Source organism: Ilumatobacter sp. (assembly GCF_965215205.1).
Taxonomy (GTDB): domain Bacteria; phylum Actinomycetota; class Acidimicrobiia; order Acidimicrobiales; family Ilumatobacteraceae; genus Ilumatobacter_A.
In genome coordinates this window covers 2,796,857-2,821,544 of sequence record NZ_OZ244049.1, presented here as the reverse complement: position 1 = coordinate 2,821,544, position 24,688 = coordinate 2,796,857, and the positions used below count along the sequence as shown (strand labels likewise).

The 24,688-nt window shown below is 74.2% G+C and carries 16 protein-coding genes; 7 read left to right on the top strand and 9 right to left on the bottom strand.

Annotated features, from left to right (window positions below; all coding sequences use genetic code 11):
• Positions 1–33 precede the first annotated feature (33 nt).
• The 4 genes from ACOOHC_RS13150 to ACOOHC_RS13135 are packed head-to-tail and all read left to right on the top strand — an operon-like array spanning position 34 to position 8,152.
• Positions 34–2,010, top strand: coding sequence for an AAA family ATPase (locus ACOOHC_RS13150; RefSeq protein WP_420450862.1), 1,977 nt, complete (start codon positions 34–36; stop codon positions 2,008–2,010).
• Between the two features lie 4 nt (positions 2,011–2,014).
• The gene (locus ACOOHC_RS13145; RefSeq protein ID WP_420450861.1) at positions 2,015–4,333 is read left to right on the top strand and encodes a glycosyltransferase; all 2,319 of its coding nucleotides are present in this window, start codon (positions 2,015–2,017) and stop codon (positions 4,331–4,333) included.
• A gap of 37 nt (positions 4,334–4,370) precedes the next feature.
• Complete coding sequence (locus tag ACOOHC_RS13140) at positions 4,371–6,536, top strand: hypothetical protein (protein ID WP_420450860.1); 2,166 nt, start codon at positions 4,371–4,373, stop codon at positions 6,534–6,536.
• Positions 6,533–8,152, top strand: a complete 1,620-nt coding sequence (locus ACOOHC_RS13135; RefSeq protein WP_420450859.1) for a methyltransferase domain-containing protein — start codon at positions 6,533–6,535, stop codon at positions 8,150–8,152. Before ACOOHC_RS13140 ends, ACOOHC_RS13135 begins: the two co-directional genes overlap by 4 nt.
• A gap of 49 nt (positions 8,153–8,201) precedes the next feature.
• Here ACOOHC_RS13135 and ACOOHC_RS13130 read toward each other — a convergent pair whose 3' ends face one another.
• From ACOOHC_RS13130 to ACOOHC_RS13105, 6 genes are all read right to left on the bottom strand, one after another.
• Positions 8,202–9,530 (bottom strand): glycosyltransferase, encoded by a 1,329-nt coding sequence (locus tag ACOOHC_RS13130; protein ID WP_420450858.1) that lies wholly within the window; start codon positions 9,528–9,530, stop codon positions 8,202–8,204.
• Entirely contained in the window at positions 9,527–10,828 is a 1,302-nt protein-coding gene (locus tag ACOOHC_RS13125; RefSeq protein WP_420450857.1) for a glycosyltransferase, read from the bottom strand. The genes ACOOHC_RS13130 and ACOOHC_RS13125 overlap by 4 nt, the downstream gene beginning before the upstream one ends.
• 7 nt (positions 10,829–10,835) lie before the next feature.
• Positions 10,836–11,432, bottom strand: coding sequence for an HhH-GPD-type base excision DNA repair protein (locus ACOOHC_RS13120; protein ID WP_420450856.1), 597 nt, complete (start codon positions 11,430–11,432; stop codon positions 10,836–10,838).
• A gap of 84 nt (positions 11,433–11,516) precedes the next feature.
• Positions 11,517–12,341 (bottom strand): HD-GYP domain-containing protein, encoded by an 825-nt coding sequence (locus ACOOHC_RS13115; protein WP_420450855.1) that lies wholly within the window; start codon positions 12,339–12,341, stop codon positions 11,517–11,519.
• 182 nt (positions 12,342–12,523) lie between these two features.
• Complete coding sequence (aceE, locus tag ACOOHC_RS13110) at positions 12,524–15,310, bottom strand: pyruvate dehydrogenase (acetyl-transferring), homodimeric type (RefSeq protein WP_420450854.1); 2,787 nt, start codon at positions 15,308–15,310, stop codon at positions 12,524–12,526.
• Between the two features lie 119 nt (positions 15,311–15,429).
• Positions 15,430–15,861, bottom strand: a complete 432-nt coding sequence (locus ACOOHC_RS13105; protein ID WP_420450853.1) for a ribonuclease H family protein — start codon at positions 15,859–15,861, stop codon at positions 15,430–15,432.
• 142 nt (positions 15,862–16,003) lie between these two features.
• Here ACOOHC_RS13105 and ACOOHC_RS13100 point away from each other — a divergent pair, with 142 nt between their 5' ends.
• The 3 genes from ACOOHC_RS13100 (at position 16,004) to ACOOHC_RS13090 (ending at position 21,182) form a co-directional block, all read left to right on the top strand.
• The gene (locus ACOOHC_RS13100) at positions 16,004–19,375 is read left to right on the top strand and encodes a SpoIID/LytB domain-containing protein (protein ID WP_420450852.1); all 3,372 of its coding nucleotides are present in this window, start codon (positions 16,004–16,006) and stop codon (positions 19,373–19,375) included.
• Positions 19,376–19,416: 41 nt separating this feature from the next.
• Entirely contained in the window at positions 19,417–20,193 is a 777-nt protein-coding gene (locus ACOOHC_RS13095; RefSeq protein ID WP_420450851.1) for an SDR family NAD(P)-dependent oxidoreductase, read from the top strand.
• 77 nt (positions 20,194–20,270) lie between these two features.
• Entirely contained in the window at positions 20,271–21,182 is a 912-nt protein-coding gene (locus ACOOHC_RS13090; RefSeq protein WP_420450850.1) for a ketopantoate reductase family protein, read from the top strand.
• Positions 21,183–21,249: 67 nt separating this feature from the next.
• Here the strand turns inward: ACOOHC_RS13090 and argJ are convergent, their stop codons facing one another.
• From argJ to ACOOHC_RS13075, 3 genes are read right to left on the bottom strand one after another with little or no spacing between them, the layout of a single operon-like run.
• Positions 21,250–22,407, bottom strand: coding sequence for a bifunctional glutamate N-acetyltransferase/amino-acid acetyltransferase ArgJ (argJ, locus tag ACOOHC_RS13085; RefSeq protein ID WP_420450849.1), 1,158 nt, complete (start codon positions 22,405–22,407; stop codon positions 21,250–21,252).
• Positions 22,408–22,442: 35 nt separating this feature from the next.
• Positions 22,443–23,714, bottom strand: a complete 1,272-nt coding sequence (locus ACOOHC_RS13080) for an NAD(P)/FAD-dependent oxidoreductase (RefSeq protein ID WP_420450848.1) — start codon at positions 23,712–23,714, stop codon at positions 22,443–22,445.
• The gene (locus ACOOHC_RS13075; protein WP_420450847.1) at positions 23,711–24,601 is read right to left on the bottom strand and encodes a TIGR01777 family oxidoreductase; all 891 of its coding nucleotides are present in this window, start codon (positions 24,599–24,601) and stop codon (positions 23,711–23,713) included. Before ACOOHC_RS13075 ends, ACOOHC_RS13080 begins: the two co-directional genes overlap by 4 nt.
• Positions 24,602–24,688: the final 87 nt, after the last annotated feature.

Genomic DNA, 24,688 nt, shown 5'->3' with positions numbered 1-24,688 from the left:
CAAGGACGTCGGCCGGGGTGCCGACACCCTGGTGTGCCCTCGGCGTTCGGACCCCCCACGATCACGCTCCGGCCGCCCCTCGACGCCCTCGACCAGCTCGTCGAACCGCTCGACCCCGGGGAGCTCCAGGTCCTGCGGTCGCTCGCCACCCTGGGTCCGGGGTGGACGGTGTACACCAAGCCGCGCGTCGGGCTCGACCGCCTCGACTTCCTGGTGTTCCACGACGTCCACGGCGTCTGCGCCATCGAGGTCGTCGGCTGGACTCCGGACCGGGCCCGCCCCGGCGAGCACGGCGACGTCGAGCTCCTCGGCTCGGACGGCCTGTGGGCGCCCACCGCCGCGGATCCGCGGCTGGTCGCGAGCCGCACGCGGGCGTCGCTGTTCGACCAGTTCTACGCGCTCCCCGAGCACGGGGGGACGCCGACCTCGGCGATCCGCGCGGTGCTCGTGCTCCCGGCCCTCACCACGGCCCAGGCGCACGCCCTGCTCCCGGTCCGGCCGCCGGACGAGCCGGAGAGCCTGGTCGGGGTCTTCGGTGGTGACACGATCGCGGAGGCGGCGCGCGACGTCGTGGTCGGGCTGGGGTGCGCCGTCCCGCCCGCCCCGTCGCTGTCCAAGCTGCGGCGCCACATCAACGCCTCCGAGCGCATCCGCAGCACGCGGGCCCCGGCGTGGTCGAGCGACGGTGTGCGCGACCTCGCGCTCAACCCCGGCGGCGAGCTGACGCGCATGGTGCGCGGTGCCGCCGGATCGGGCAAGTCGTTCGGTCTGACCGGGCGCGCCGCGCACCTGGCGGCGGACGGCAAGCGGGTGCTGATCCTGTCGCTCAACGTCACCCTCGCGAACCGGCTCCGGTCGATGGCGAACGAACGGTGCCACGAGATCGGCGCCAACCCCACGCTCATCGCCTGCTCCAACTTCCACTCGTTCTGCACCCGCGTCGTCCAGGACGCCGAGCTCGCCGGGTACCAGCTCAGCGCCCCGCGCGGCGCGCCGTGGACGGTCGGCATCGTCGCCAAGGCGACCCAGGCGTTCGAGGAGGGCTTCCGGGCCCCGTACGACGCCGTGCTCGTCGACGAAGGTCAGGACTTCACCATCGAGTGGTGGAACCTGCTGCGCCGACACGTGCTCGCCCCCGGCGGGGAGATGCTCGCGGTCGGAGACCCGACCCAGGACATCTACGACCGCGACGAGCTGAGCGCCGCGACGATCGGCGACGCGGCGCGGGCGTGGGCCCAGCTCGACGAGTCGCACCGCCTCCCCGCCGACCTGCTCGACCTGACCAACGAGTTCGCCGCCGAGCACCTCGACGGCGAGCAGGTGAGCGGACGGACGCCGGCCGGCCCCGACCAGGCGGCCCGCACGGTGCGGCGCTGGATCGACGTCGACCGCGTCCCCCTCCTGGGCCGCGCCGTGGGGCGTGAGGTGGTGCGCCTGCTGCGCGACGACCCGCAGCTGCGCCCCGGCGACGTGGCGTTCGTGTGCGACTACCACCACGACGGGGTGGCCGCGGTGCGCGTCATCGAGGAGGCCGGGATCCCGGTCCACCACATCTTCAGCCGTGACCCCGACGCCCCCCGCCGAGTGCGCAAGCACCGCTTCTGGCCGGACGCCGACGCGGTCAAGGGGTGCACCGCGCACAGCCTCAAGGGATGGGAGGTGCCGGCGGTGGTGACCGGCATCGGGGTGGACGATCGCGCGGCTCGGCTGGCCTACATCGCCATGACCCGCGTCTCGATCCGTCCCGACGGCACCCCGTCGTACATCTCGATCGTCAACGCCGACCGCCGCCTCGACGCCTTCGGCCGTCGGTTCGACGCGCGCCCGGCGACGCCGCCCCGGCCGGGACCGTCGGGACCTCCGCCGCTCACGACGCCGCCCGGCCCGGACGCGGCCGGGCTGGCGGTCGAGCCGGGGGCGCTGCCCCCTCCGCCGCCGCCCGTCCCGGTGACCTCCGGCGCGCCGTGCGCGTCGAGCGCCCCGTCGCAGCAGGTGCCCTCCGTACACTGAGGCGGTGCCGGCGACCAGCCCGTCCCCCCGTCGAGGGACCGTCGCGATCGTCGTCCTCACCTACGATCCCGCGCCGTCGATGCTCGAGGCGGCCGTGGCCGCCGCGATCCGCTGCTCGCCGCCCGACACGACGTTGCTCGTCGTGGACAACGGACGCCGCGCCCGGCCGCTGCTCGCCGCGGCTGCGATCCCCGGCCACCCGCACGGGTCGCTCCTCGACGCCGTCGAGCTGATCGAGACCGGGGCCAACGGCGGGTTCGGGGCGGGGATGAACCGCGGGATCGACGCCGCGGCGGCGGCGGGCGCGGAAGCGATCGCGCTGCTCAACGACGACGTCGTGGTCACCGACGGCTGGCTCCCCCCGCTGCTCGCCGAGCTCGAGCGCGACCGCGGCGTCGGCGCGGCGCAGCCCGTGCTCGTCCACGCCGGCAGCGACCGGGTGAACAGCGCTGGGGTGCGCATCGACGCGACCGGCCAGGGCCACGACGTGTCACGCGACCGCCCGGTCGACGACCTCGGGACCGATCCGACCGAGATCGACGCGTTCACCGGGGGAGCCGTGCTCCTGCGGCGCTCCTTCCTCGACGACGTCGGTCGCTTCGACGAGCGCTTCTTCCTCTACTACGAGGACGTCGAGCTCGCCCGGCGCGGTCGGTCCCGCGGGTGGCGGTACCTCGTGGTGCCCGCGTCGCGCGTCGAGCACCGTGGGGGAGCGACGACCCGGTCGCTCGGTGCCGAGGTCCGACGGCTGCAGGAGCGCAACCGCCTCTGGTCGAGCGCGATCGGGGGGTCCCCCGGCGAGGTCGCGAGGGCGGTCGCGCTCTCCGTGCGACGCCTGCGCCACCCGCCGCGCAGGGTCCACGCCCGTGCCCTCGTCGCCGGGGTCGCGGGGATGCCGACGCGGCTCGTCGAGCGGCTGCTGCGCCGACCACCCCGCCTGGCACGATCCGTGGCGCGCCGGGCGCGAGCCGTCGGCGACCGTCGCCGTGCGCGGCGCGTCGTCGGCACGCCGGGGGTGAACGTCGTCGGCTACCACCACATCTCCAGCGGGCTCGGCCAGAACGCACGCGAGCTGTCGGCGGCGCTGCGAGCGGCGGGGATCGACGTGGTGGACATCGACAACGACCTGTCGACCAGCCCCCGCCGCCGCCCGGCCGACCCCGTCCCCGACGCCGTCCACGACACGACGATCGCGATCGTCACCGCCTTCGAGTTCGCGCACTTCGTCGAGCGGTTCCCCCGGCTCACCGGCCCCGGCCGGCGGATGATCGGGTACTGGGTGTGGGAGCTCGAGCACGTGCCGGCGGCGCACCTCGAGGCGCTCGCCCTGGTCACCGAGCTGTGGAGCCCGACGACCTTCGTGCGCGACGCGTACCGGGAGGCCACGGCGGGTCGCGTGCCCGTGCACCTCGCCCCGCTGCCGATGGAGGCGCCCGACGTCGACGACGACGAGGTGCGGGCGTGGCGCGCCGGGTGGGGGAGCGACGTCGTGTTCCTCGTCAGCTTCGACCACCTGAGCATCGTCGAGCGCAAGAACCCCCTCGGCGCGATCGGCGCCTTCCGCCGCGCGTTCGGCGCGACCGAGGGCGAGCGCGGCGACGGGACGGGCCCCGCCGTGCGGCTCGTGGTCAAGTCGATCAACGGCGAGCAGCGCCCCGAGGGCGCGCGAGCGGTCGTCGAGGCGTGCGGTGACGACGACCGCATCGAGATCTTGGACGAGCACCTCGACGACCGGCGCCACCACGCCCTGCTGGCGGCCGCCGATTGCCTCGTCTCGCTGCACCGAAGCGAGGGGTACGGACTGCACCCGGCGCTCGCGATGCGGCTCGGCACCGCGGTGGTCTCGACCCGCTACTCCGGGGTGCTCGACTTCCTCGACGACTCGTGCGCCGCGCTCGTCGACGCCGACCGGGTCGCCGTCACGGGTGGCCAGGGGATCTACCCCGAGGAGGCGACCTGGGCGGATCCCGATCTGGACCAGGCCGCGCTCCACCTGCGACGGCTCGCCACCGACGCCGACCACCGGGCCGGGCTCGTCGAGCGGGCGCGGCGGCGCGTCGCGTCGCAGCCCTCCCCGGCGAGCTTCGGCGAGGGGTACGCCGCCCTCCTGCGCACCGATCCGTCGACACCCGCGACGGGCGAACCCTTCTTCGACGGGCTCGACGCGGCGCGTGGCACCCGCCGGCCGTGGTGGCTCGTGCGAGCCCTGCGCCGGCACCGGGCGAGCCCGTGGCCGGACTCGGCCCGCGACCGCCGCCGGGCGACGCGGCTCGACGAGGCCGGGGCGCTCCCCTCGGGCCCAGGGGGCGTCGCGGCGCGCTGATCCGGCCGCCGGCCGCGACCACCTAGCCTGAGCGCCGATGCGAGCAGGAACGATCGTGGCGTCGAACTACTCGGCGATGGCGGAGGTGCTGGCACGGTCGTTCCTCGACCACCACCCGGGTTCCACGTTCACCGTGCTCGTCGTCGACGACGGCGAGTGCGAGCTCGTCGACGGGGTCGACGTCGCCCGCCTCGCCGACCTCGACATCGATCCCGCGGCCGTCGACGTGATGCGCTCGATCTACGACGTGATGGAGTTCTCGACCTCGGTCAAGGCGTCGTTCCTGCGGCTCCTCCTCGATCGCGGGGCCACGACGGGGAGCGACGACGTCGTCGCCTGCTACCTCGACCCCGACATCGTCGTCCACGCGCCGTTCGACGATCGCGTCGCCGAGGCGCGGGACCACGGCCTGGTCCTCACGCCCCACGTGCTGACGCCGATCCCCCGCGACGGCAAGCACGTGAAGGAGGGGACGATCATGCAGTCGGGGATGTTCAACTGCGGGTTCCTCGCCGTGGGCGCGGGCGGCCGCGGGTTCCTCGACTGGTGGGACGTGCGCCTCCGCTTCGACGCCGTGGTCGACTTCGAGCGCTCGCACTTCACGGACCAGCGCTGGGTCGACTGGGTGCCGTCGCTGTTCGACCACCACGTCTGCCGCGACCCGGGGATGAACGTGGCGTGGTGGAACGTCCACGAGCGCCACGTCGAGCTCGACGACCGGGGCGCGCCACGGGTCGGCGGCGAACCGGTCCGCTTCGTCCACTTCAGCGGGTACGACCCGAACCGGCCCGAGGTGCTGTCGAGGTTCCAGGACGACGCGCCCCGCGTCCCCCACGACGTCGGCACCGCGATGCGCTCCCTCGCCGACGACTACGCCGAGCGTCTGGCCGCCGCCGGCCACCTCGAGCGCCGTCACCTCCCCTACCGCTGGGCGACGTCGATCGACGGCGTCGAGCTGACGGCGCAGGTCCGACGGCGCGTCCGCAGCGCGATCCTCGACGAGGTCGGCGAGGACGGGGTGACCTCGGCGGAGCGCGCCACCCCCGACGCGTTCGGCGGCGGCTCGGTGCCGCTCGGACGGTGGCTCACGACCCACGGCGGCGGCGACGGTGATGGCGTCGATGGCGTCGATGGTGGCGATGGCGGCGATGGTGGCGGCGGTGCGGTCACCGGCGGCGGCGACGGCGCCGAGGCCGGCGCGAGCGGCATCGGGCGTGCTCCGGGCCTGGCCGATCGGGGTCGCGACACCGTGCGCCGCGTGGCCCGGGCGGGGCGGCGCGCCGCGGAGCGGGGCGCCGTGGCCCTGTCGTCGCCTCCGCCGCGCTCCGAACCCGGCGAGTCCGGGGTGCGGCCGTTCGCGTTCCTCCACGTGCCCAAGTCGGCGGGGAGCTCGATCACCGCGGCCCTGCGCGAGGCCCTGCCCGGCCACCGCTGGAGCGACGCCGTGTTCGACCCGGTGTGGATGGGCCCGTACCGCCACGCCCCGCGACCCGTCGCGCAGGCGCACCAGGTGCTCGAGCGGGTCGAGGACCTCCACGACGCCGACGCCGTCGCCGGCCACCTCGCGCTCGACACCCTGCTGACCCGGTTCGCGCCGGGCGACATCGCGACGGTGGTGCGCGAACCACGCTGCCGACTGCTCTCGCACTACGAGTTCTGGCGCGGCCTGCCCGCCGACGCGCGCGCCGCCGAGCAGCCGTGGGAGAGCAGCCACGGCGCGATGACCCAGGACTTCGCCGAGTGGCTCGCCGACGAGGCGATCGCCTACCAGACGGACAACACCCTGATCCGCCAGCTCGTCGACGACCCGGCGATCCCGGAGCTCGCGTTCATCCCCAACGCCGAGCTCAACCGCCTGGCGCGCCTCGCCACGGCGCAGCTGCGCCGGCTCGGGTGGGTGGGGGTGGTCGAGCTCGGCGACGCGACGTGGGCATCGCTCGGCGAGTTCGTCGGAGCGCCGCTGTCGCCACGGCGGATCAACGTGACCGAGCGCGACCCGCGGCGTCCGGTCGACCTCGACGCGGTGTTCGGGCGGGCCGCGCCCCTGCTCGCGTCGCGGACCGCCGGCGACGCGATCGTGTGGGAGGCGGCGGCACGACGCGCCGGGGCCGACAACCCCGCCGTCCTGGCCGACGCCTCGTGGATGCGCCGGCTCGGGGCGACCGTGCGGACCGAGGCGGCGGCCGCGAGCGCCGCGCCGTGAGCGCGGAGCGGAGCGAGCCGGAGGGTGGTGCGGGGAGCGGTCGCACGGCGCCCGAGGTGGCCGCCGACGACCCCTACGACGTGGAGTTCGACTGGGCCGGTGCCCACGGCCGTCTGGCGTCGGAGCTGATCGGCCGCCCCGAGCGCGGCGTGGTCGTCGATCTCGGGTGCGGGTACGCGCCCCACGCCGAGGTGCTGCGCGACGCCGGGTTCTCCTACGTCGGCTTCGACGTCGAGGAGCGCTCGCTCGAGACGGTGCGCGGGCGCGGGTTCGAGGTCCACCGGATCGATCTGCGCGACGTCGACACGACCCTCGCCGCCCTCGACGGCGTCGACGCCGCGGGGCGCGAGCCCCTCGTCGCGATCCTCGCGATCGACGTGATCGAGCACCTCGTCGAGCCTCACCTCTTCCTCGAGCGGTTGTCCGGGTGGATGGCCGACCGCGGTGCCGTGCTGGGGGTCAGCGTGCCCAACGTGGCGCACCGCGACGTCGCCCACAAGCTCCTCGCCGGGAGGTGGGACGTGACCCGGTCCGGTCTGCTCGACCACACCCACCTGCGCTTCTTCACCGACCGGTCGCTGACGACCGCGATGGCCGCCGCCGGCTTCGACGAGTCGGCCCGGGCCGACCGCCCCGCACCCGAGTCCGATCAGAGCTGGCCCCGACGCCACCCCTTCGTCGCCGCCGACACCGCCCTCGGCGCCTTCCTGCGGTCCGTGCGCGATCGAGTCGATGCCGACGGCGACACCTACCAGTTCATCCGCCTCTACCGCCCCGCCACCAGGACCTGCGCCCCGACCCTGGTGACCGCGTCGGGCACCGAGCCGGCGGTGTTCCTCTCCGTCGTCGCCGACCCGGCGGGGGGCGCGGACTCGACCGATCGGGTGCGCGACGCCCTGCGGGCCCAGGACGTCGACGACGCCGAGCTCGTCGAGGTCGACCCGCGCGCTCCCGCCGGGTCGGCGATCGCCGACGCGGTCGCACGAGCGCGCGGCTCGCACCTCGCGATCGTCGGGGCCGGCGACGAGCCCGGCCCGGGGTGGGTCGGGGCGCTGCGCGACACCGCCGGAGGCGGTGGTCGCGTCCTGAGGTGCCGCGCCGCCGAGCTCGTCGGGGCGGCGGCTCCGGTCACGGTCGACGGCTGGTCCGAGCTGGGCGACCTGGGCGGTCCGGCGGCGACGGTGGCGTTCCCCCTCGACGCGGTCCGCGCCCTCGGCGCCGCGCTCGACGAGGCGCTCGACGACGAGCTCGCGCCCGTGGTCGGCCTCCTGCTGGCCACCGCCGGGCTCTGCGGGGTCCGTGAGACCGACGAGCCCGCCCTGGCCCGCGGCGTGGCCACCTCGATCGACCGCGTCGCGCTCGACCGCCGCCTCGCGCAGCTCGACCGGCACCCGTTCCTGCTCCCCGCCGGCCACCTCGGTCGTGCGCGCGCGCTCGGCGGTGCCGGTGAGGTGGCGGTGGCGACCGGCGCGGGTGCCGCGGAGCGCCTGGACGAGCTCGAACGGGCGAACCACGAGCTCGCGCTCGACAACGCGTGGCTGAACCGGGAGCTCGCCGCCGTCCCGGTGCGGCTGGCCCGCCGCCTCCTGCGCCGCCCGCCGTCGCGGCCCCGCTGAGACCCGTCGTCCCGGCGGGAGCAGCGGGAGGAGGACGAGGAGGGACGGCTCAGCGCGGCGGGAGGTCGTCGAGCAGGGCGGCGATGCGCTCGGCCGTGGCGGCGTCCGACGGTTGGTCGGCCATCCGTCGTCGACCGGCTGCGCCGAGCTCGGCACGCGCCGCGGCGTCGTCGACGAGCTCGCGCATCGCCCGTGCTGCGTCGTCGACGTCGGGATCGGCCCACGTCGCCTCGGCGCGGTAGTGCATCGCGAGATCGCCGACCGGGCGCAGGACGTGGTCGACCAGTCGGGCGCACGACGGGTCCATGAAGTCCAGGTTCCCCGAGTACCCCGTGGCGATCACCGGCACGCCGAGCCACATCGCCTCGGCGAGGTGCAGCCCGAGCCCCTCGCCGCGGTGCAGCGAGACGAGCACGTCGAGGTGGGAGATGAACGCCGACTGGTCGGCTCGCGACAGGTGGTGGTCCCACACGACGACGTCACGACGGTCGCCGACGTGGTCGAGCAGCCGCCGGTGCGCCTCGGGCAGGTGGTCGGCGTTGAGCGTCTTGACGACGAGCAGCGCTCGGGACGGATCGTCCGAGAACGCCCTCGTGAACGCCTCGATCGCACCGAGCGGGTTCTTCCGCTCCAGCGAGCTGAAGTGGTCGAAGGTGATCCCGAGCACGACGCGGTCCCCGGCGCCCGCCAGCGGCGCGAACGACACCGCAGGGCGCACCGAGGGGACCGGACGGGCCACCGGGATCGGCACGTGGCGGACGCGCAGGCCGTCCACCGCGGAGAACGCCCGCTCCACGAACCGCGTCGGCACCCAGACCTCGTCGAGCAGGCGGGCGCCGGCGATCTGATCGTCGGGGAGCTCGTCCAGCTCCCAGAAGCAGTACCCGACGGTGCGCGTCCGGCCGCGCACCTCGGGGTACCAGTCGTCCAGCACCGCCACCTGGTCGGGGGCCATGAGCGCGATCGTCCGGGCATGGTCGAGGCGCTGGGGCGCCACCACCGCCGTCGACGTCAGCGGGGCGTGGGTGCCGTCGAACGCGATCGGCGCCGTCGGCACCCCGGCCGCATCGAGCAGAGCGACGAGGCGGCGGGCGACGTCGCCGAGGCCCGACTGGTGCTGGAGGTACCCGATGACGTTGACCCCGTCGCCGAGCTCCGCCGGGCTCCACCACGGGTCTCGCCGCGGCCGGGCCGCGGCGCTCGACTCGAGCCCGTCGGCCGCGTCGAGCGCGTCGACGCGGCCGGTCAGGTCGGCGATGTCGTCGGCGAGCGCGTCGAGCGTCGCGGTCGTGCGCCGCTCGCCGCGCCCGACCCACCGCGCCGCCGTCGCAGCGGCGCGCAGCACGCCGCGGCCGCGCGCGGTCGCCACGTCGGTCACGGGCGCTCGATGTCGTGCTCGAGCAGCCCGGCGATCCCGCGAGCCACGCTGCGGTCGTCGGGTTGGTCCTGCATCCGCCGGCGTGCGGCGCGCCCGAGGTCACCGCGGAGGACGTCGTCGCCGGCGAGCGACGACATCGCGCCCGCCGCCGCGTCGAGGTCGGGATCGGCCCACCGCGCCCCGTCGGGGTAGATCGTGCCGCCGCCGCGGACCTCGACGAGGGTGTGGTCGACCAGGCGGGCGCAGGAGTCGTCCATGAAGTCGACGTTGCCCGACCACCCGGTCGCGACCACGGGGACCCCCGACCACATCGCCTCCGCGAGGTGCAGCCCGAGGCCCTCGCCACGGTGGAGGGAGACGAGGACGTCGAGCTGGGCGATGAAGGCGAGCTGGTCGGCGCGATCGAGGTGCTCGTCCCACACGACGACGTCCGATCGGTGCGCGGCGGCCGCGCGCAGCTGGGCATCCGCGATCGGGTGGTGCCCCGCGTTCAGCGTCTTCACCACGAGGAGGGTGTCGGAGCCGGGGGGGAACGCGCGGCGGTAGGCCTCGATCGCGCCGAGCGGGTTCTTGCGCTCCATGACGCTGAAGTGGTCGAAGGTGACCCCGAACACGATGCGCTCGCCGGCATCGGCGAGCGCGGCGAACGACGACCGCGCCCGCCCCGACGGCCGGGGTCGGGCGAAGGGGAGGGGGACGTGACGCACCGCGACGTCGCCGGCGCGCGCGAACACGTCGGCGACGAACGACGTCGGCGCCCACACCTCGTCGACGAGCTCGAGCCCCGCGCTCCCGGCCGGCGACAGCTCCGACACCTCCCAGAACGGGTGCGCGACGACGCGGCGCGAGGCGTCGAACAGCTCCGGGTGGTCGCGACGCAGCGCCGGGAGCTGATCGGCCGCCGCGACGACGATCGTCGTGTCGTGGTCGACGCGCTGGGTCGTCGGGTACGCGACCGGCAGCAGGGGACTCGAGGTGGCGCCGTACGCGATCGGCGAGGTCGCCACGTCGCCGGCCGCGAGCACGTCGCACATCCGACGGCCGGCGTCGCCGAGCCCGATCTGGTGCTGGAGGTAGCCCACGACGTTGACCCCCGACGTCGACGGCTCGGCCGCGACGAGCCAGGGATCGGGGCCGGGGACGAACGGCTCGGGCGCCGCCGGCGGCCGCCGGGCGGCGATGTCGTCGACGCGCCGCTGCAGCGCCCGGAGGTCGTCCGACAGCGCGTCGAGGCTCGTGGTGACGTGGCGCTCGCCGCGCACGATCCAGCGCAGCATCGATCTCGGGCCCGGGGTCATCGGGGGGTCAGCGCGCCCCGTCGAGGGGGCGTCCCTGCTTGTCCCGCTTCGCCGCCCTCTGCTCGCGCTTCCACTCCTTCACGCGTGCGAGCGAGGCGGCGTCGTGGCAGTCGGCGGCCGAGCGCGGCTGCTCGTCGCCGAAGGGATCGGCGGCGGAGCGCCACCCGTCGAGCTCGACGCCCTGCGTCTTCGCGAGCAGGGCGAGGAAGATCTTCGCCTTCTCCTCGCCGAACCCGGGGAGGTCGCGCAGCCGGTCGCCCACCTCGGCCGCGTCCGCGCCGTCGGCCCAGATGCGTTCCGCCCTCCCGCCGTGGACGTCGACGAGGGTGCCGCACAGCGCGTGGATGCGCTCGCCCATCGACGTCGGGAAGCGGTGGATCGCGGGCTTCGTGGCGCACGCGGAGACGACGACGTCGACGTCCATCGCGGCGATCCGAGCGGGATCGAGGTGACCGAGCCGGCTGCGCAGCGTCGACGGGCCCCGGAACGCCCACCCCAACGGGACCTGCTGGTCGAGCAGCATCCCGACGAGCAGGGCGTCGGCGTCGGTGTTCAGCAACCGGTCGGCGTCGTCGTCACCGGTGATGTGCAGGGTGCCGGCCATCGGCGCCCGAATCTAGCGCCGGCGCCTCCGTGCGACGGAGCGACGACACCGGCTCCCGGGGGCCCGGCGTTCGGGAGCTCCGGATCACGAGGTGGCCGATCCGTCCGGGGTCGCACGTTCCCGGATCGCGGCCCGCCGGGTCGTCGCCCACCGATCGGTGCCGATCTCCCCGGCGACGAACGCGCTCACGACGGCGGGATCGAACTGGGTCCCGGCGCACCGCACCAGTTCCGCTCGAGCCGCTCGGCGCGACCGGCGTCGGGTGTAGGAGCGGGTGGAGGTGATCACGTCGAACGCGTCGGCCACGCTGACGATGCGGGCGAAGAGCGAGATGTCCTCTTCGGCGATGCCACGTGGGTAGCCGGCTCCGTCCCAGCGTTCGTGGTGCTCCCAGACCGCACGAGCCGCGTCGCCCAGCCAGGGGGTGAGCGGGGCGACCAGCGCCCGCCCGTGCTCCGGGTGCTGCTGGACGATCGCGAACTCGGCATCGGTCAGGGGGCCCCGCTTCGCGAGGATCGCGGCGGGGACCAGCAGCTTGCCGACGTCGTGCAGCAGCCCCGCCCACTCGAGCCGGTCGAGGTCGTCGTCGTCGAGGCCCATCCGCTCCCCGATCACGCGGCTGTACCCACGGACCCGCTCGGAGTGACCGCGGGTGCGGCGGTCGTGGCGGTCGAGCGCGCCGACGAGCTCGAGGATCCGCTCCGCCGCCTCTCCGGTGCCGCTCCCGAGACGACCTCGACGGGCGTCGCCCACCATCGCCTCGAGGACCGGCCCGGACGGGGTCTGCAGCGCCAGGCGCACCCGCGAGGGGGCCGGCTCGGGGAGCGCCAGCGACGTGCGCAGCGACGACGCGAGCGGGGACAGGCGACGCACCGCCCGCTCGGAGCGGATCCGCACGACGTTCGCCACCGTGACGCCGGGTGCCCCCCGTCGTCGTCGTCCTCGAACATCGCTGTCTCTCACCCGCATGGGGGAGATGTGTCGGTCGCACGGCGGGAGGACGTGAGCGTTCTTGACCCGCACTTGATGTCGTCGCCACCGCCGGTGGCGACGACACCTCCGGTCTCCGACGGCTCCGAGCTCGGACCGGATCAGTCGATGTAGGAGTCCCAGGGGTCGGCGATGTCGGGGTCGATGTCGTAGCGGTCGATGGCGTCCTGCACCGTCGCCGCGTCCACCGTGCCGTCCGCGAGCAGGCCCGACAGCACGGCGACCACGACGTGGCCGGTGTCGATCTCGAAGAAGCGGCGCAGCGCCTCGCGGGTGTCGGACCGGCCCATCCCGTCGGTGCCCAGCGTGGTGAACGTGCGGTGGGCCCCGTCCCCGTGGGCCGAAGCCGTGACGAACTGGCGGACCTGGTCGGGGACCATCGCCATGAAGTCCGACACCGCCGTGATCGGACCCCGCGACTCGGCGAGGCGCCGGGCCACCAGGGGGACCCGCGCGTCCGCGCTCGGGTGCAGGCGGTTGTGGCGCTCGGCGCCCAGACCCTCCTCGCGCAGCGCCTTGTACGAGGTGACCGACCACAGCTCGGCCGAGACGCCGTAGTGCTCGGCGAGCTCCGACTGGGCCTCGCGGGCGGCGGTGTGGGAGATCCCCGAGAACAGGATCGTCGCCCGCTTGGCGGAGTCGTCGGGACCCTCCAGGATCGGGCCGTCGGCGTACTTGTAGATCCCCTCCACGATCTGCTCGGCGAGCGTGCCGTCGCCCGACAGGGCCTCGTCGGGCATCGCCGGCATCTCGTAGTTCTCGTTGTACAGGGTGATGTAGTAGAAGACGTCGGTCTCGCGCGGCGAGCCGTCGCCGTACATCCGGGCGATCCCGGCCTGGACGATCGCCGCGAGCTCGTAGGCGAAGGCCGGGTCGTAGGCCTGCACGGCGGGCACCGTCGAGGCGAGCACGAGGCTGTGGCCGTCCTGGTGCTGGAGGCCCTCGCCGAGCAGCGTCGTGCGCCCGGCGGTCGCCGCCATCAGGAAGCCGCGGGCCCGGATGTCGGCAGCCTGCCAGATCAGGTCGCCGGTCCGCTGGAACCCGAACATCGAGTAGAAGGTGTAGAACGGCAGCATCGGGACGCCGCGGGTGGCGTACGACGACCCGGCGGCGATGAAGCTCGACATCGAACCCGCCTCGGTGATCCCCTCCTCGAGGATCTGGCCGCTCTCGGACTCCGAGTACGACAGGAGCAGGTCGTGGTCGACCGGCTCGTACTTCTGGCCCTGGGCGGCGTAGATCTCGATCTCCTTGAACAGGCCGTCCATGCCGAAGGTGCGTGCCTCGTCGGGGATGATCGGCACGATCCGCTTGCCGATCTTCTCGTCGCGCGTGAGGTTGCGCAGCAGGCGGGTGAACCCCATCGTCGTCGACACCTCCTGGCCGCCCGATCCCTGGCGGAGCTCCTGGAAGGTGGCGTCGTCGGGGAGCTCGAGGGGGCGGCGCGCCGTGGTCGAGCGCGTGGGGACGAAGCCGTCGAGCGCCTTGCGCCGCTCCATCATGTACTGCCACTCGACGGAGTCCTCGGAGGGCTTGAAGTAGGGCGGGTCCTCCGCCTCGATCGCGTCCTCGGGGATCTCGTCGTGCATGTAGAGCCGATCGCGCAGGGCGACGATCTGGTCCTTGGTCATCTTCTTGATCTGGTGCGTCGAGTTGCGTCCCTCGAAGCCCTCGCCGAGGGTCCACCCCTTGACCGTCTTGCACAGGATCACCGTCGGGCGCCCGGAGCCGAGGTTCTCCGTCGCGGCCTTGTAGGCGGCGTACAGCTTGCGGTAGTCGTGGCCGCCGCGGGGGAGGTTGCGCAGGTCGTCGTCGGAGAGGTGCGAGACCATCTGGCGGAGGCGGTCGTCGGGACCGAAGAAGTTGTCGCGGATGTACTCGCCGTCCTCGACGGCGTAGCGCTGGAACTCGCCGTCGACGGTGTTGTTCATCTTGTTCAGCAGCGCGCCGTCCTTGTCCTGCGCGAGCAGCGGGTCCCACTTCGAGCCCCAGATGACCTTGATGACGTTCCACCCGGCGCCGCGGAACACGGCCTCGAGCTCCTGGATGACCTTGCCGTTGCCGCGCACGGGACCGTCGAGGCGCTGGAGGTTGCAGTTGACGACGAACACGAGGTTGTCGAGGTGCTCGCGGGCGGCGAGGGAGATCGCGCCGAGCGTCTCGGGCTCGTCGCACTCGCCGTCGCCGATGAACGCCCACACCCGGCTCTCGCTGGTGTCGTCGATGCGGCGGTTGTGGAGGTAGCGGTTGAAGCGGGCGTGGTACAGCGAGGTGATCGGGCCGAGGCCCATCGACACCGTCGGGAACTCCCAGAAGTCGGGCATCAGGCGGGGGTGCGGGTACGACGACAGGCCGCGCCCGCCCCGGCCGATCTCGCGCCGGAAGTGGTCGAGGTCGTCGGCGGTGAGGCGACCCTCCATGAACGCCCGGGCGTAGATGCCCGGGGCCGCGTGGCCCTGGAAGTAGACGTGGTCGCCGGGGGTGCCGTCGTCCTTGCCGCGGAAGAAGTGGTTGAAGCCGATCTCGTACAGCGCGGCCGACGAGGCGAACGTCGACAGGTGGCCGCCGATGCCGTCCGCGGCCTTGTTCGCCTTGACCACCATCATCGCCGCGTTCCAGCGGACGAAGGCGCGGATGCGCCGCTCGATGTGCTCGTCGCCGGGGAACCACGGCTCCTGCTCGACGGGGATCGTGTTCACGTACGGCGTCGACACGGTCGCCGGGAACGACACCTGGGAGTCGTTCGCGCGCTGCATCAGGCGCGACAGCAGGTAGCGGGCGCGCGTCTTGCCGTGGGTGTCGACCACCGCGTCGAGGCTGTCGAGCCACTCCCGGGTCTCGGTCGGGTCGATGTCGGGCAACTGGTGCACGTGGCCGTCGAAGATCATCGGGCCATTCTCGCACGCTCGCCGAGCGATACCGGCCGGTAACTTGCCGGTGCGCCCCCGTCGCGCCGCCGTCGCGCCCCCCGTGGATCGGGGCCGCTCCACGCTGCCGTCGCGCAGCGTCAGCGGGGTGTCGCCTCCACCGCGAGGCGGTCGACGAGGTCGTTCATGCGGTCTCCGCTGTGGCCCTTCACCCAGCGGAAGCTGACGTCGCCGTCGCGCACCAGGTCGATCAGCGGTCGCCACAGATCCGCGTTCGCGACCGGCTGCTTCTTGGAGTTCCTCCACCCGTTGCGCTCCCAGCGCACCCACCACTCGTCGCGGAAGCAGTTCACGACGTACGTCGAGTCGGACACGACCTCGATCGGCGTGCCGTGCGCTCCCAGGGAGCGGAGCGCGTCGACGACGGCGAACATCTCCATGCGCTGGTTGGTCGTGCGCTCCTCGCCGCCCGAGCCACGGGGCTCGCCGTCGGGGGCGACCGCCCACCCCCACCCGCCCGGGCCGGGGTTGCCGCTGCACGCGCCGTCGGTGAACACCTCGAGTCGATCCATGGCAGGCGACGGTAGCGACCGGGGCGGCGTCGGCCCGCTCGTGGGGTCGCGGCGCCCGTCCGCTCAACGTCGTCGGCCACGAGACCGAAGACATGGGGTGCCGACACCGAGCGCGCCGCGCCCCACATTACGATCCCGTGACGTGACCGTGACGACTCGCTCCGCGACGGCGCGCGCCCTGGCCGCGGCTCGCTCGGCGATCGTGGTCGCGGTCGTCGCCGTCGCGTCCGTCGTCGCCGGCGGCGCCACGGGCCGCTCCACCACCGAGGCGGCGTCGGATCGGGTCGTCGCGATCGTCGTCGAGGGCACGGGCTACGGCCACGGGCGGGGGATGAGCCAGTGGGGCGCCTACGGCTACGCCGTCGACCACGGGTGGGGGTGGCAGCGGATCCTCGACCACTACTACGGGGGGACCACGACCTCGTCGACCTCGTCCGGGCAGCGGATCGCGGTGCGCCTGACGCGCTACGACGGCCTCGGCAGCGTCGGGGTCGTGTCCCACGGCAGCGGGGTCCGCTGGGGGTCCAGGACCGCACCGGCGATGCGCGCGACCGAGGTGGAGCGCGGCGTGTTCGACGTCTACCGAGCGGACCGCGTCGCGTGCCCCGAGTCGACCTCGGTGGTCGTCCCCGACGGACCGATCGTCGAGGCGGCCGGGTACGTGGCGGCCGTCGAGGACGTGCAGCGCTTCCTCAAGACCTTCCACGGGCCGGCCCGCTCGATCGTCGTCGACGGGTACTTCGGCCGGCAGACCCGGGGCCACCTCGAGTCGTGGCAGGAGGATCGCCGGCTCCCCGTCGACGGGACCCGCTGGGACGCCGACGACGCCGCCGAGGCCCGCGCCGTCGTGGCGCGCTCGGAGTCCGCGACCACGTGGACGAAGATCGGCACCCACACCCAGCGCGTCGGCGTCCCGCTCCGCTTCACCTCCGCCGACGGCGACGCCGCCGGCACGGACGCCGGCGACGTGCTGGGCGTGTGCGCCGCGGACGGCACGATCGGCCACGTCCGGGGTGCGGTCGAGGTCGTCGACACCGGGTCCGGCAACCGGGTGGTCAACGACGTGCTCGTCGAGGCCTACCTGCGCGGCGTGGTCCCCAGGGAGATCAGCGCGTCGTGGGCGGCCGCGGGCGGCGGTGCCGGCGCGGACGCCGTGCGCGCCCAGGCCGTGGCCGCGCGCAGCTACGGCCTCGCGCAGTCGCGGTCGTACACCTACGACGGTTCCGCCGTCCGCTACGCGACGACCTGCGACACGATGTCGTGCCAGGTCTACGGCGGCGCCGCGACGCGCGGCACCGTCGGCTCGCCGATCGTGCGCGTCGAGCGCGACGCCACCGACGCCGCGATCGCGGCGACGGCGAACGTCGTGCGGACCTGGCCGGCGGGCAGCTCGCGCGCCGGGTCGATCGTGTCGACGGAGTTCTCCGCGTCGAACGGCCCGCGGACCGCGGGCGGTGCGTTCCCGCCCGTCGACGACGTGGGTGACGACACCGCCCCCAACCCGAACCACCGCTGGACGCGGATCATCGACGCCGACGACTTCGCCCGCGACCACGGTCTCGGGACGATCACCTCGGCCACCACGGCACCGACGACGGACCGGTCGTACGAGGGCTTCGACGGCACGTGGTACGACGACGTGGTCGTCACCGGCACGGCGGGGACCTTCCGCCAGCAGGCGTGGGACTTCCGGCGTGCCCGGGACCTGCGCTCGCCCGGCTTCACCGTCCGCGCCGTGCGCGCCTCGGAGTCCGCGCGCACCCTCGGGTTCATCGGCGACTCGGTCGGCAGCGGCGTCACCGCCCGGGGCGCCGAGCTCGACGTGCTCACCGACCGGGCCTACGCGCAGCGCACCTTCGACGCGGTCGCCAGCCGCTGCAGCGCCCGGTCGTCGTGCCCGGGGACCTCCGGTGTCGAGGCGGCCCGGTCGCTCCCGCGGGGCCTCGACCTGGTCGTGGTCGAGCTCGGGTACAACGACGACCCGGCGAGCTTCGCCGACGACGTCGACGCCGTCATGGCCGCGCTCGTCGAGCGCGACGCGCGACGCGTCGCGTGGGTCAACCTGGCCGACATCCGACGCGACGGTCCGCGGTCGTTCTACGCCCCCGCCAACGCCGCCCTCGCAGCCGCCGCCGAGCGGTGGCCGACGCTGACCGTGCTCGACTGGGACGAGGCGAGCGACACCTCTGAGCGCGTCCGGTGGTTCGCGCGCGACGGCGTGCACCTCACGACCACCGGCGAGGCCGAGTTCGCGCTCTGGCTGCGCGACGAGCTCGACGCCCTCGCGCCGTCGCTGTACCTCGCGCCCCCGCAGCGCGTGGAGCTGCCCGTCGTCGGAGAGGACCTCGTCGCCCCCGACGGGTCGCGGCTGGTGGTGCCCGCGGGCGTCACCGGCGTCGCGCTCAACGTCACGATGGTGCGCCCGGCCGGCCGCGGCTACGGCACGGTGTGGCCGTGCGGCGCGCAGCGACCGGTGGTGTCGAGCACGAACTTCGACGCGGGCGAGATCGTCGCGAACAACGTCATCGCCCCGGTCAGCGACGTGGGGTCGGTGTGCCTGTTCTCCTCGGTCGGGACCCACCTGGTCGTCGACGTCATGGGCTGGTTCGAGGGCGACGCGGACACCGGGGCTCCCGACCCGTTCACCGGGGTCACCCCCCAGCGGCGCGTCGACACCCGCTCCGGGCTCGGCGGCCGGACCGGTCCGGTCACGCCCTCCTCCCCGTTGCGCGTCCCCGTCGCCGGGCTCGCCGCCGAGACGCCCGCGGGCGCGTCGGTGACCGTGCCCGACGACGTCGCCGCGGTCGCCGTGAACGTCGCGGTGGCCCGCGCCGACGGGCGCGGCTTCGCGACCGTGTGGCCGTGCGGCACGACGATGCCCGTCGCGTCGAACGTCAACTTCGAGGCCGGTGCGGCGGTCAGCAACGCCGTCGTGGCGCCGGTGGGCGACGACGGGTCGATCTGCGTCCACGTGAGCCGGCCGGCGGACGTGATCGTCGACCTCGCCGGGTTCCTCGACGGCAGCGGCGCCGAAGCGTCCGGGCCGGCGTTCTCCGGGGCGACGCCGACCCGCGTCGTCGACACCCGGCTCGGCGTCGGCTCGTCGGTCGGGGAGCGTGGCCCCTCGACGCCGCTGCGCATCCCCGTCCGCGGCCTGGAGCTCGCGGACGCCGACGGATCGACCACCTCCCCGGTGCCGTCGGACGCCTCGGCCGTCGCGCTCAACCTGACCGTGGTCGGGGCCCGTGCCCGGGGGTACGCGACCGTGTGGCCCTGCGGGACCGAGCGGCCCCTCGCGTCGAACCTGAACTACGTCGCCGGGCGCCACCGGGCCAACTCGGTCGTCGCCCCGATCGGCGCCGAGGGCTCGGTGTGCGTGTTCGTCGACCAGCGCGCCCACGTCGTCGTCGACGTGGCCGGTTGGTTCCGGGGGGGTGACGCCGCGGCGTTCCGGGGCGCGGTCCCCCGGCGCCTCGTCGACACCCGCGCTGGTCTGGGTCCCGAGCCGAGCTGACGATTGCACGCCGACGCCGGTCGGGACCTAGCGTCTCGCCGATGGACATCAACGGAGCAAGCGCAATCGTGACGGGTGGAGCCTCGGGGATCGGGGCGGCCTCGGTCCGGATGCTGGCGGAGCGGGGGGCGAAGGTCGTCATCGCCGACCTCCAGGAGGACAAGGGCAACGAGCTCGCCGACGAGGTCGGCGGGGCGTTCGCCAAGGTCGACGTGACGAGCACCGACGACATCGTCGGCGCCGTCGAGATGGCGAAGTCGATGGGGCCCGTGCGCGTGCTCGTCAACTCCGCCGGCATCGGGTGGGCGCAGCGCACGATCGGCCGCGACGGCTCGGTCGAGTCCGCCGCCGACCTCGACGCGTTCAAGAAGGTCATCCAGATCAACCTGATCGGGTCGTTCGACTGCATCCGCATCGCGGCCAGCGCGATGAGCACGACCGAGCCGCTCGAGCACGGCGAGCGCGGCGCGATCGTGAACATCGCCTCGGTGGCGGCGTTCGACGGCCAGATCGGCCAGGCCAGCTACTCGGCGTCGAAGGGAGGCGTCGTCGGGATGACGCTGCCGATCGCCCGCGACCTCTCCGCATCGGGGATCCGGGTGAACACCGTCGCGCCGGGACTGATCGACACGCCGATCTACGGCGAGGGCGAGGGCAGCGAGGCGTTCAAGGACAACTTGCAGAAGGGCGTGCTGTTCCCCAAGCGCCTCGGCGACCCCGAGCAGCTCGCTTCCATGGTGCTCGAGTGCGTCACCAACAGCTACGTGAACGCCGAGACCATCCGCGTCGACGGCGGCATCCGGATGCCCCCGAAGTGATCCGCGGCGCGCCGGGCACGACGCACGTCACGACGTGAGCGTGGTCGCCGCCGGAGACGACGCACGGTGAGCGGCCCGTGAGCACCGTCGCGGTGTTCGGGGCGGGAGCGGTGGGGTGCTGGTTCGGCGGGCTGCTCGCCCACGCCGGCCACGACGTCACGCTGATCGGGCGCGACGAGCACGTCCGGGCGGTGCGCGCGGACGGCCTGCGGATGACGTCGGCCGGCTCCGACGAGCACGTGCGCTGCTCCGCCGACGTCGACCCCGCGGCCGTCGCCGGAGCCGACGTGGTGCTGTGCTGCGTCAAGGCGACCTCGATCGACGAGGCGGGAGCCGCGATGGCCCCCCACCTCGCGCCGGCGACGACGATGCTCGCGCTGCAGAACGGCGTCGGAGCCGCCGAGCGCCTCGCGCAGCTCGTGGGGGTCGCCGTCGTCCCCGTCGTCGCCTACGTGGCGGTCGAGATGACCGGTCCCGGCCACGTCTCGCACCACGGCCGGGGCGAGCTGGTCATCGGGCCGGGCGAGCACGCCGACCGCGTCGTCGAGCTGTTCGCCGGATCGCGAGCCGAGGTGCGCGTCACCGCCGGCGCCGAGGGCGAGCGCTGGGCGAAGCTGGTCGTCAACTGCGCGCTCAACGCCGTGTCGGCGCTGACCGGGCGACCCTACGGCGAGCTGTGGGCGCGCCCCGGTGTCGCCGACGCCGTGCGGGGGGTCGTCGACGAGTGCCTCGCGGTGGCGGCGGCGGCCGGGGTCGACGTCGGCGGCGATCCGTGGGCGACCGTGCTCTCCGTCGTCGACACGATGCCGACCCAGCGCTCGTCGACGGCGCAGGACCTCGCGGCGGGTCGCGCTACCGAGATCGACCACCTCAACGGGTTCGTGGTCCGCACCGGTTCGGCGCACGGCGTCGCCACGCCGCGCAACGAGCTGCTGCGGGCGCTGGTGCGCGCCGCCGAGCACGAAACGACCGGCGAGCACGGGCGCTGACCTCACCGGCTCGGCGGATCGGCTCGCGCGGCCGGGCCCGGCGCACCGTCGGCGCCGCACGGGCGGCTCAGGTCGTGTAGTCGGCGTTGAACCGGACGTACTCGTCCGACAGGTCGCACCCCCACACGGTCGCCTCGGACCCACCGGTGCCGAGCGAGACGTGGATCAGCACGTCGCCGCCGCGCATGTACGACGACAGCGACGCGAGCGCGTCGTCGTCGAGCAGCCGGGGGTAGACCTCGTCGGCGCCGAAGCGGATGACCACCCGCGCCTGGTCGATGTCGGTGTCGTCGCTGCACTTGCCGATCGCCATCGCCACCCGGCCCCAGTTCGGGTCGCCGCCGTGCACCGCGGTCTTGACCAGGGGGGAGTTGACGATCGCCTTCGCGACCCGCTTCGCCTGCGCGGGGTCCGCCGCCGCGTCGACGTGGACCTCGATCACCGAGTTCGCCCCCTCGCCGTCGCGTGCGATCTGCACGGTCAGGTCGCGGCAGACGGTGTCGAGCGCCGACTCGAGCTCCGCCACCTCCACCGGGCCGCGCGCGCCCGAGGCCATGATCACCGAGGAGTCGCTCGTCGAGGTGTCGGTGTCGATGCTCAGGCAGTTGAACGTCCGGTCGACCACCCGCCGGAACACGGCGTCGAGCTCGCTGGGCGCGACTCGGGCGTCGGTGAAGATCAGCGAGATGTGCGTCGCCATGTCCGGCTCGATCATCCCGACCCCCTTGGCCATCCCCACCACGCGCGCCCCGCCGGATCCGACCCGCGCCGCGGACACCTTCACCGCCGTGTCGGTCGTCATCATCCCCGTCGCGGGCGCGGTCGCGTCACGCCCGTCGGGTTCGCGGGGCAGCGTCGCGACCCCCGACCGGATGCGCTCCATCGGGTACGGGCGACCGATCACCCCGGTGGAGGTGATCACCACGTCGCGCGGGCGTGCGCCGAGCCGTTCGGCGACGAGCTCGGCCAGCTCGGCCGCGTCGCGCTCGCCGCGCTCTCCCGTCGCCACGTTGGCGTTCTTCGACACGACCACGACGGCGCGGGCGGTCCCGTCGGCGACGTGCCGGCGGCTGAGCGTGACGCTGGGGCCGGCGAACACGCTGCGGGTGAACACCGCGGCGCACGGGACCGGCTCGGCCGCCGCCACCACCACGAAGTCGGGCGTGTCGTCCTTGACGCCGACGTTCGCGACGTGGTGGCGGAAGCCGTCGGGGAGGTCGACCATGGCGTCCGACGATAGGTGGTGAGCCCGATCCGGACTCAGGCGTCGACGGCGGGCCCGACCGCGGACGGTGACGCGTCGAGCCCGAGCGACACGGCGACCTCGGCCGCGCACCGGCGACCGGAGAACAGCGCCCCCTGGATCGAGGCGGTGTCGCGGTGGTCGCCGCAGACGAACCGGCCGTCGGCCAGCGCGACCGACCGCTTCGGCGAGAAGGGCGGCGACTGGCCGGGTTGGCCGTGGGGGATGCGGTAGGTCGCGAGGTGCTCCCACCGGTCGACGGCGCCACCCCACCACCCGCGCAGCTGCGTGCGGGCGATCCGCTCGAGGTCACCGTCGGCCGCACCGGGCAGGGCGGCGGTGACCAGGTGGCGCCCCGGTGGCGCGTAGCTCGGCGCGACGTTGCTCATCACCGCGACGTTGAGCACGGGTCCCCGTCCCGTGCCGTCGAGGATCACGCAGCGGGTGTCGCTCGGGGCCTCGTCGGCGGCGAAGTGCACGCAGCCGGCCGCCTTGGACGCCACCGGTGGGAGCCCGAGCAGATCGACGGCGGCGGGGCCCTCGGTCGCGACGACCACCGCGCACGCCGCGATCTCGTGGCCGTCGTCGGTGCGCACCGACGACGGCGACGTCGACGCGACCCGGCGACCCAGCTCGACGGTGCCGGCGGGGAGCCGCGCCGCGAGCTGGTCCGAGATCGCGCCCATCCCCGCCGCGGGGACGGCCGAATCGCCATCGGAGAGCATGCGGAAGATCACGTCGAACGCACGTCGGCTGTCCGACAGCCCCGGATCGAGCTGGATCCCGCCGACGAGGGCGCGGAAGAAGCGGTCGACGATCGTGTCGGAGAAGCCCGCCTCGGTGAGGGCCTCGGCGGTGGTCACGTCGTCGCCGCGCAGCAGCTGCGCCGGGTGCACGCGACGTAGCCGAGCGCGCAGCAGGGCGATCCGGGCCTTGTCGAAGGGACCTCCGATCGGCGCGGCGACGGTGGACGCGACCGTGAGGGGCCGGCGGAACGGGTCGGACACCGTCGATCCGCGGCTGTCGCGCCACACGAGCGCTCCGGGGTCGAACGCCCGCAGGTCGAGCGCGTCGAGGTCGAACTGACGGTGCATCTCCGGGTACGCGGTCAGCGTGACCTGGAAGCCGCGATCCAGGGTGAAGCCGTCGATCCGGTCGCTGCGTACTCGCCCGCCGACGCCGTCCGCGGCCTCGAGCACGCGCACCGCCACGCCGGCGTCGCGGAGCGCGACGGCGCACGACAGCCCGGCCAGGCCCGCCCCGACGACGACGACGGGGTCGTCGCTCACGCGAGCAGGTCGCGCAGCGCGCCGCCGAGCGTCGGGTGGGTGAAGTCGTAGCCGTCCTCCTCGAGCACCGTCGGCCGCACGCGCTGGCCGGTGAACAGCAGGTTCTCGGCGAGCTCCGAGCCGAGCACCAGCTTCGGCCCGAACTCGGGGATCGGCAGGAAGGTCGGACGGTTCAGCACGTCGCCGAGGGTGTCGGCGAACTCCGACTGGGTGACCGGTCCGGGGGCGGTCAGGTTGACCGGTCCCTCGACGTCGCTGGTGAGGAGGTGGACGATCGCACCGACCTCGTCGTCGATGTGGATCCAGCTCTGCCACTGCTCGCCGCTGCCGAGCTTCCCACCGAGGCCGAAGCGGAACAGCGGGAGCTGCTTCTTCAGCGCACCGCCCTCGGCGGAGAGCACGATGCCGGTGCGCAGCAGGGCCACGCGGGTCCCGCCGGACGATGCGGGCGCCGCCGCCGCCTCCCACGCCTCGCAGGTCTCGGCGAGGAACCCGTCGCCGGCGGGCGCGCCCTCGTGGAAGGTCGCCTGGAGGCTCGAGCCGTAGTACCCGACCGCCGAGCCCGACAGCAGGGTCGCCGGCGGATCGGTCGCGTCGTTCACGGCCTCGGCGACCAGCGCGGTGCCGACGGTCCGGCTGCTGAGGATCTCGCGCTTGTAGTCGTCGGACCAGCGCTGATCACCGATGCCCGCGCCGGCGAGGTGGACGACGGCGTCGATGCCGTCGAACGCTCCGGGCTCGATGCGGCGCTCGTCGACCGACCACCCGATCTCCCCGTCGCCGGGGGCGCTGCGCACCACCGGGACGACGTCGTGCCCCTCCCGGGTCAGTCGCTTCGACAGGGCCGTTCCGACGAGGCCGCTGGATCCGGTGATCGCGATGCGCATGACCGAGAGTACGACCGCTCGGCGGAGGCCAAACCCGGTGCGACGACCCCGACGCCCGGCGCACGCCGAGGCTCCGGGTCCGGCGAT

Coding starts and splice junctions, on each gene's coding strand:
- ACOOHC_RS13125 (WP_420450857.1), bottom strand. CDS start 10,828: ATGACCCCGGGCCCGAGATCGATGCTGCGCTGGATCGTGCGCGGCGAG.
- ACOOHC_RS13140 (WP_420450860.1), top strand. CDS start 4,371: ATGCGAGCAGGAACGATCGTGGCGTCGAACTACTCGGCGATGGCGGAG.
- ACOOHC_RS13095 (WP_420450851.1), top strand. CDS start 19,417: ATGGACATCAACGGAGCAAGCGCAATCGTGACGGGTGGAGCCTCGGGG.
- ACOOHC_RS13105 (WP_420450853.1), bottom strand. CDS start 15,861: ATGGATCGACTCGAGGTGTTCACCGACGGCGCGTGCAGCGGCAACCCC.
- aceE (WP_420450854.1), bottom strand. CDS start 15,310: ATGATCTTCGACGGCCACGTGCACCAGTTGCCCGACATCGACCCGACC.
- ACOOHC_RS13120 (WP_420450856.1), bottom strand. CDS start 11,432: ATGGCCGGCACCCTGCACATCACCGGTGACGACGACGCCGACCGGTTG.
- ACOOHC_RS13075 (WP_420450847.1), bottom strand. CDS start 24,601: ATGCGCATCGCGATCACCGGATCCAGCGGCCTCGTCGGAACGGCCCTG.
- argJ (WP_420450849.1), bottom strand. CDS start 22,407: ATGGTCGACCTCCCCGACGGCTTCCGCCACCACGTCGCGAACGTCGGC.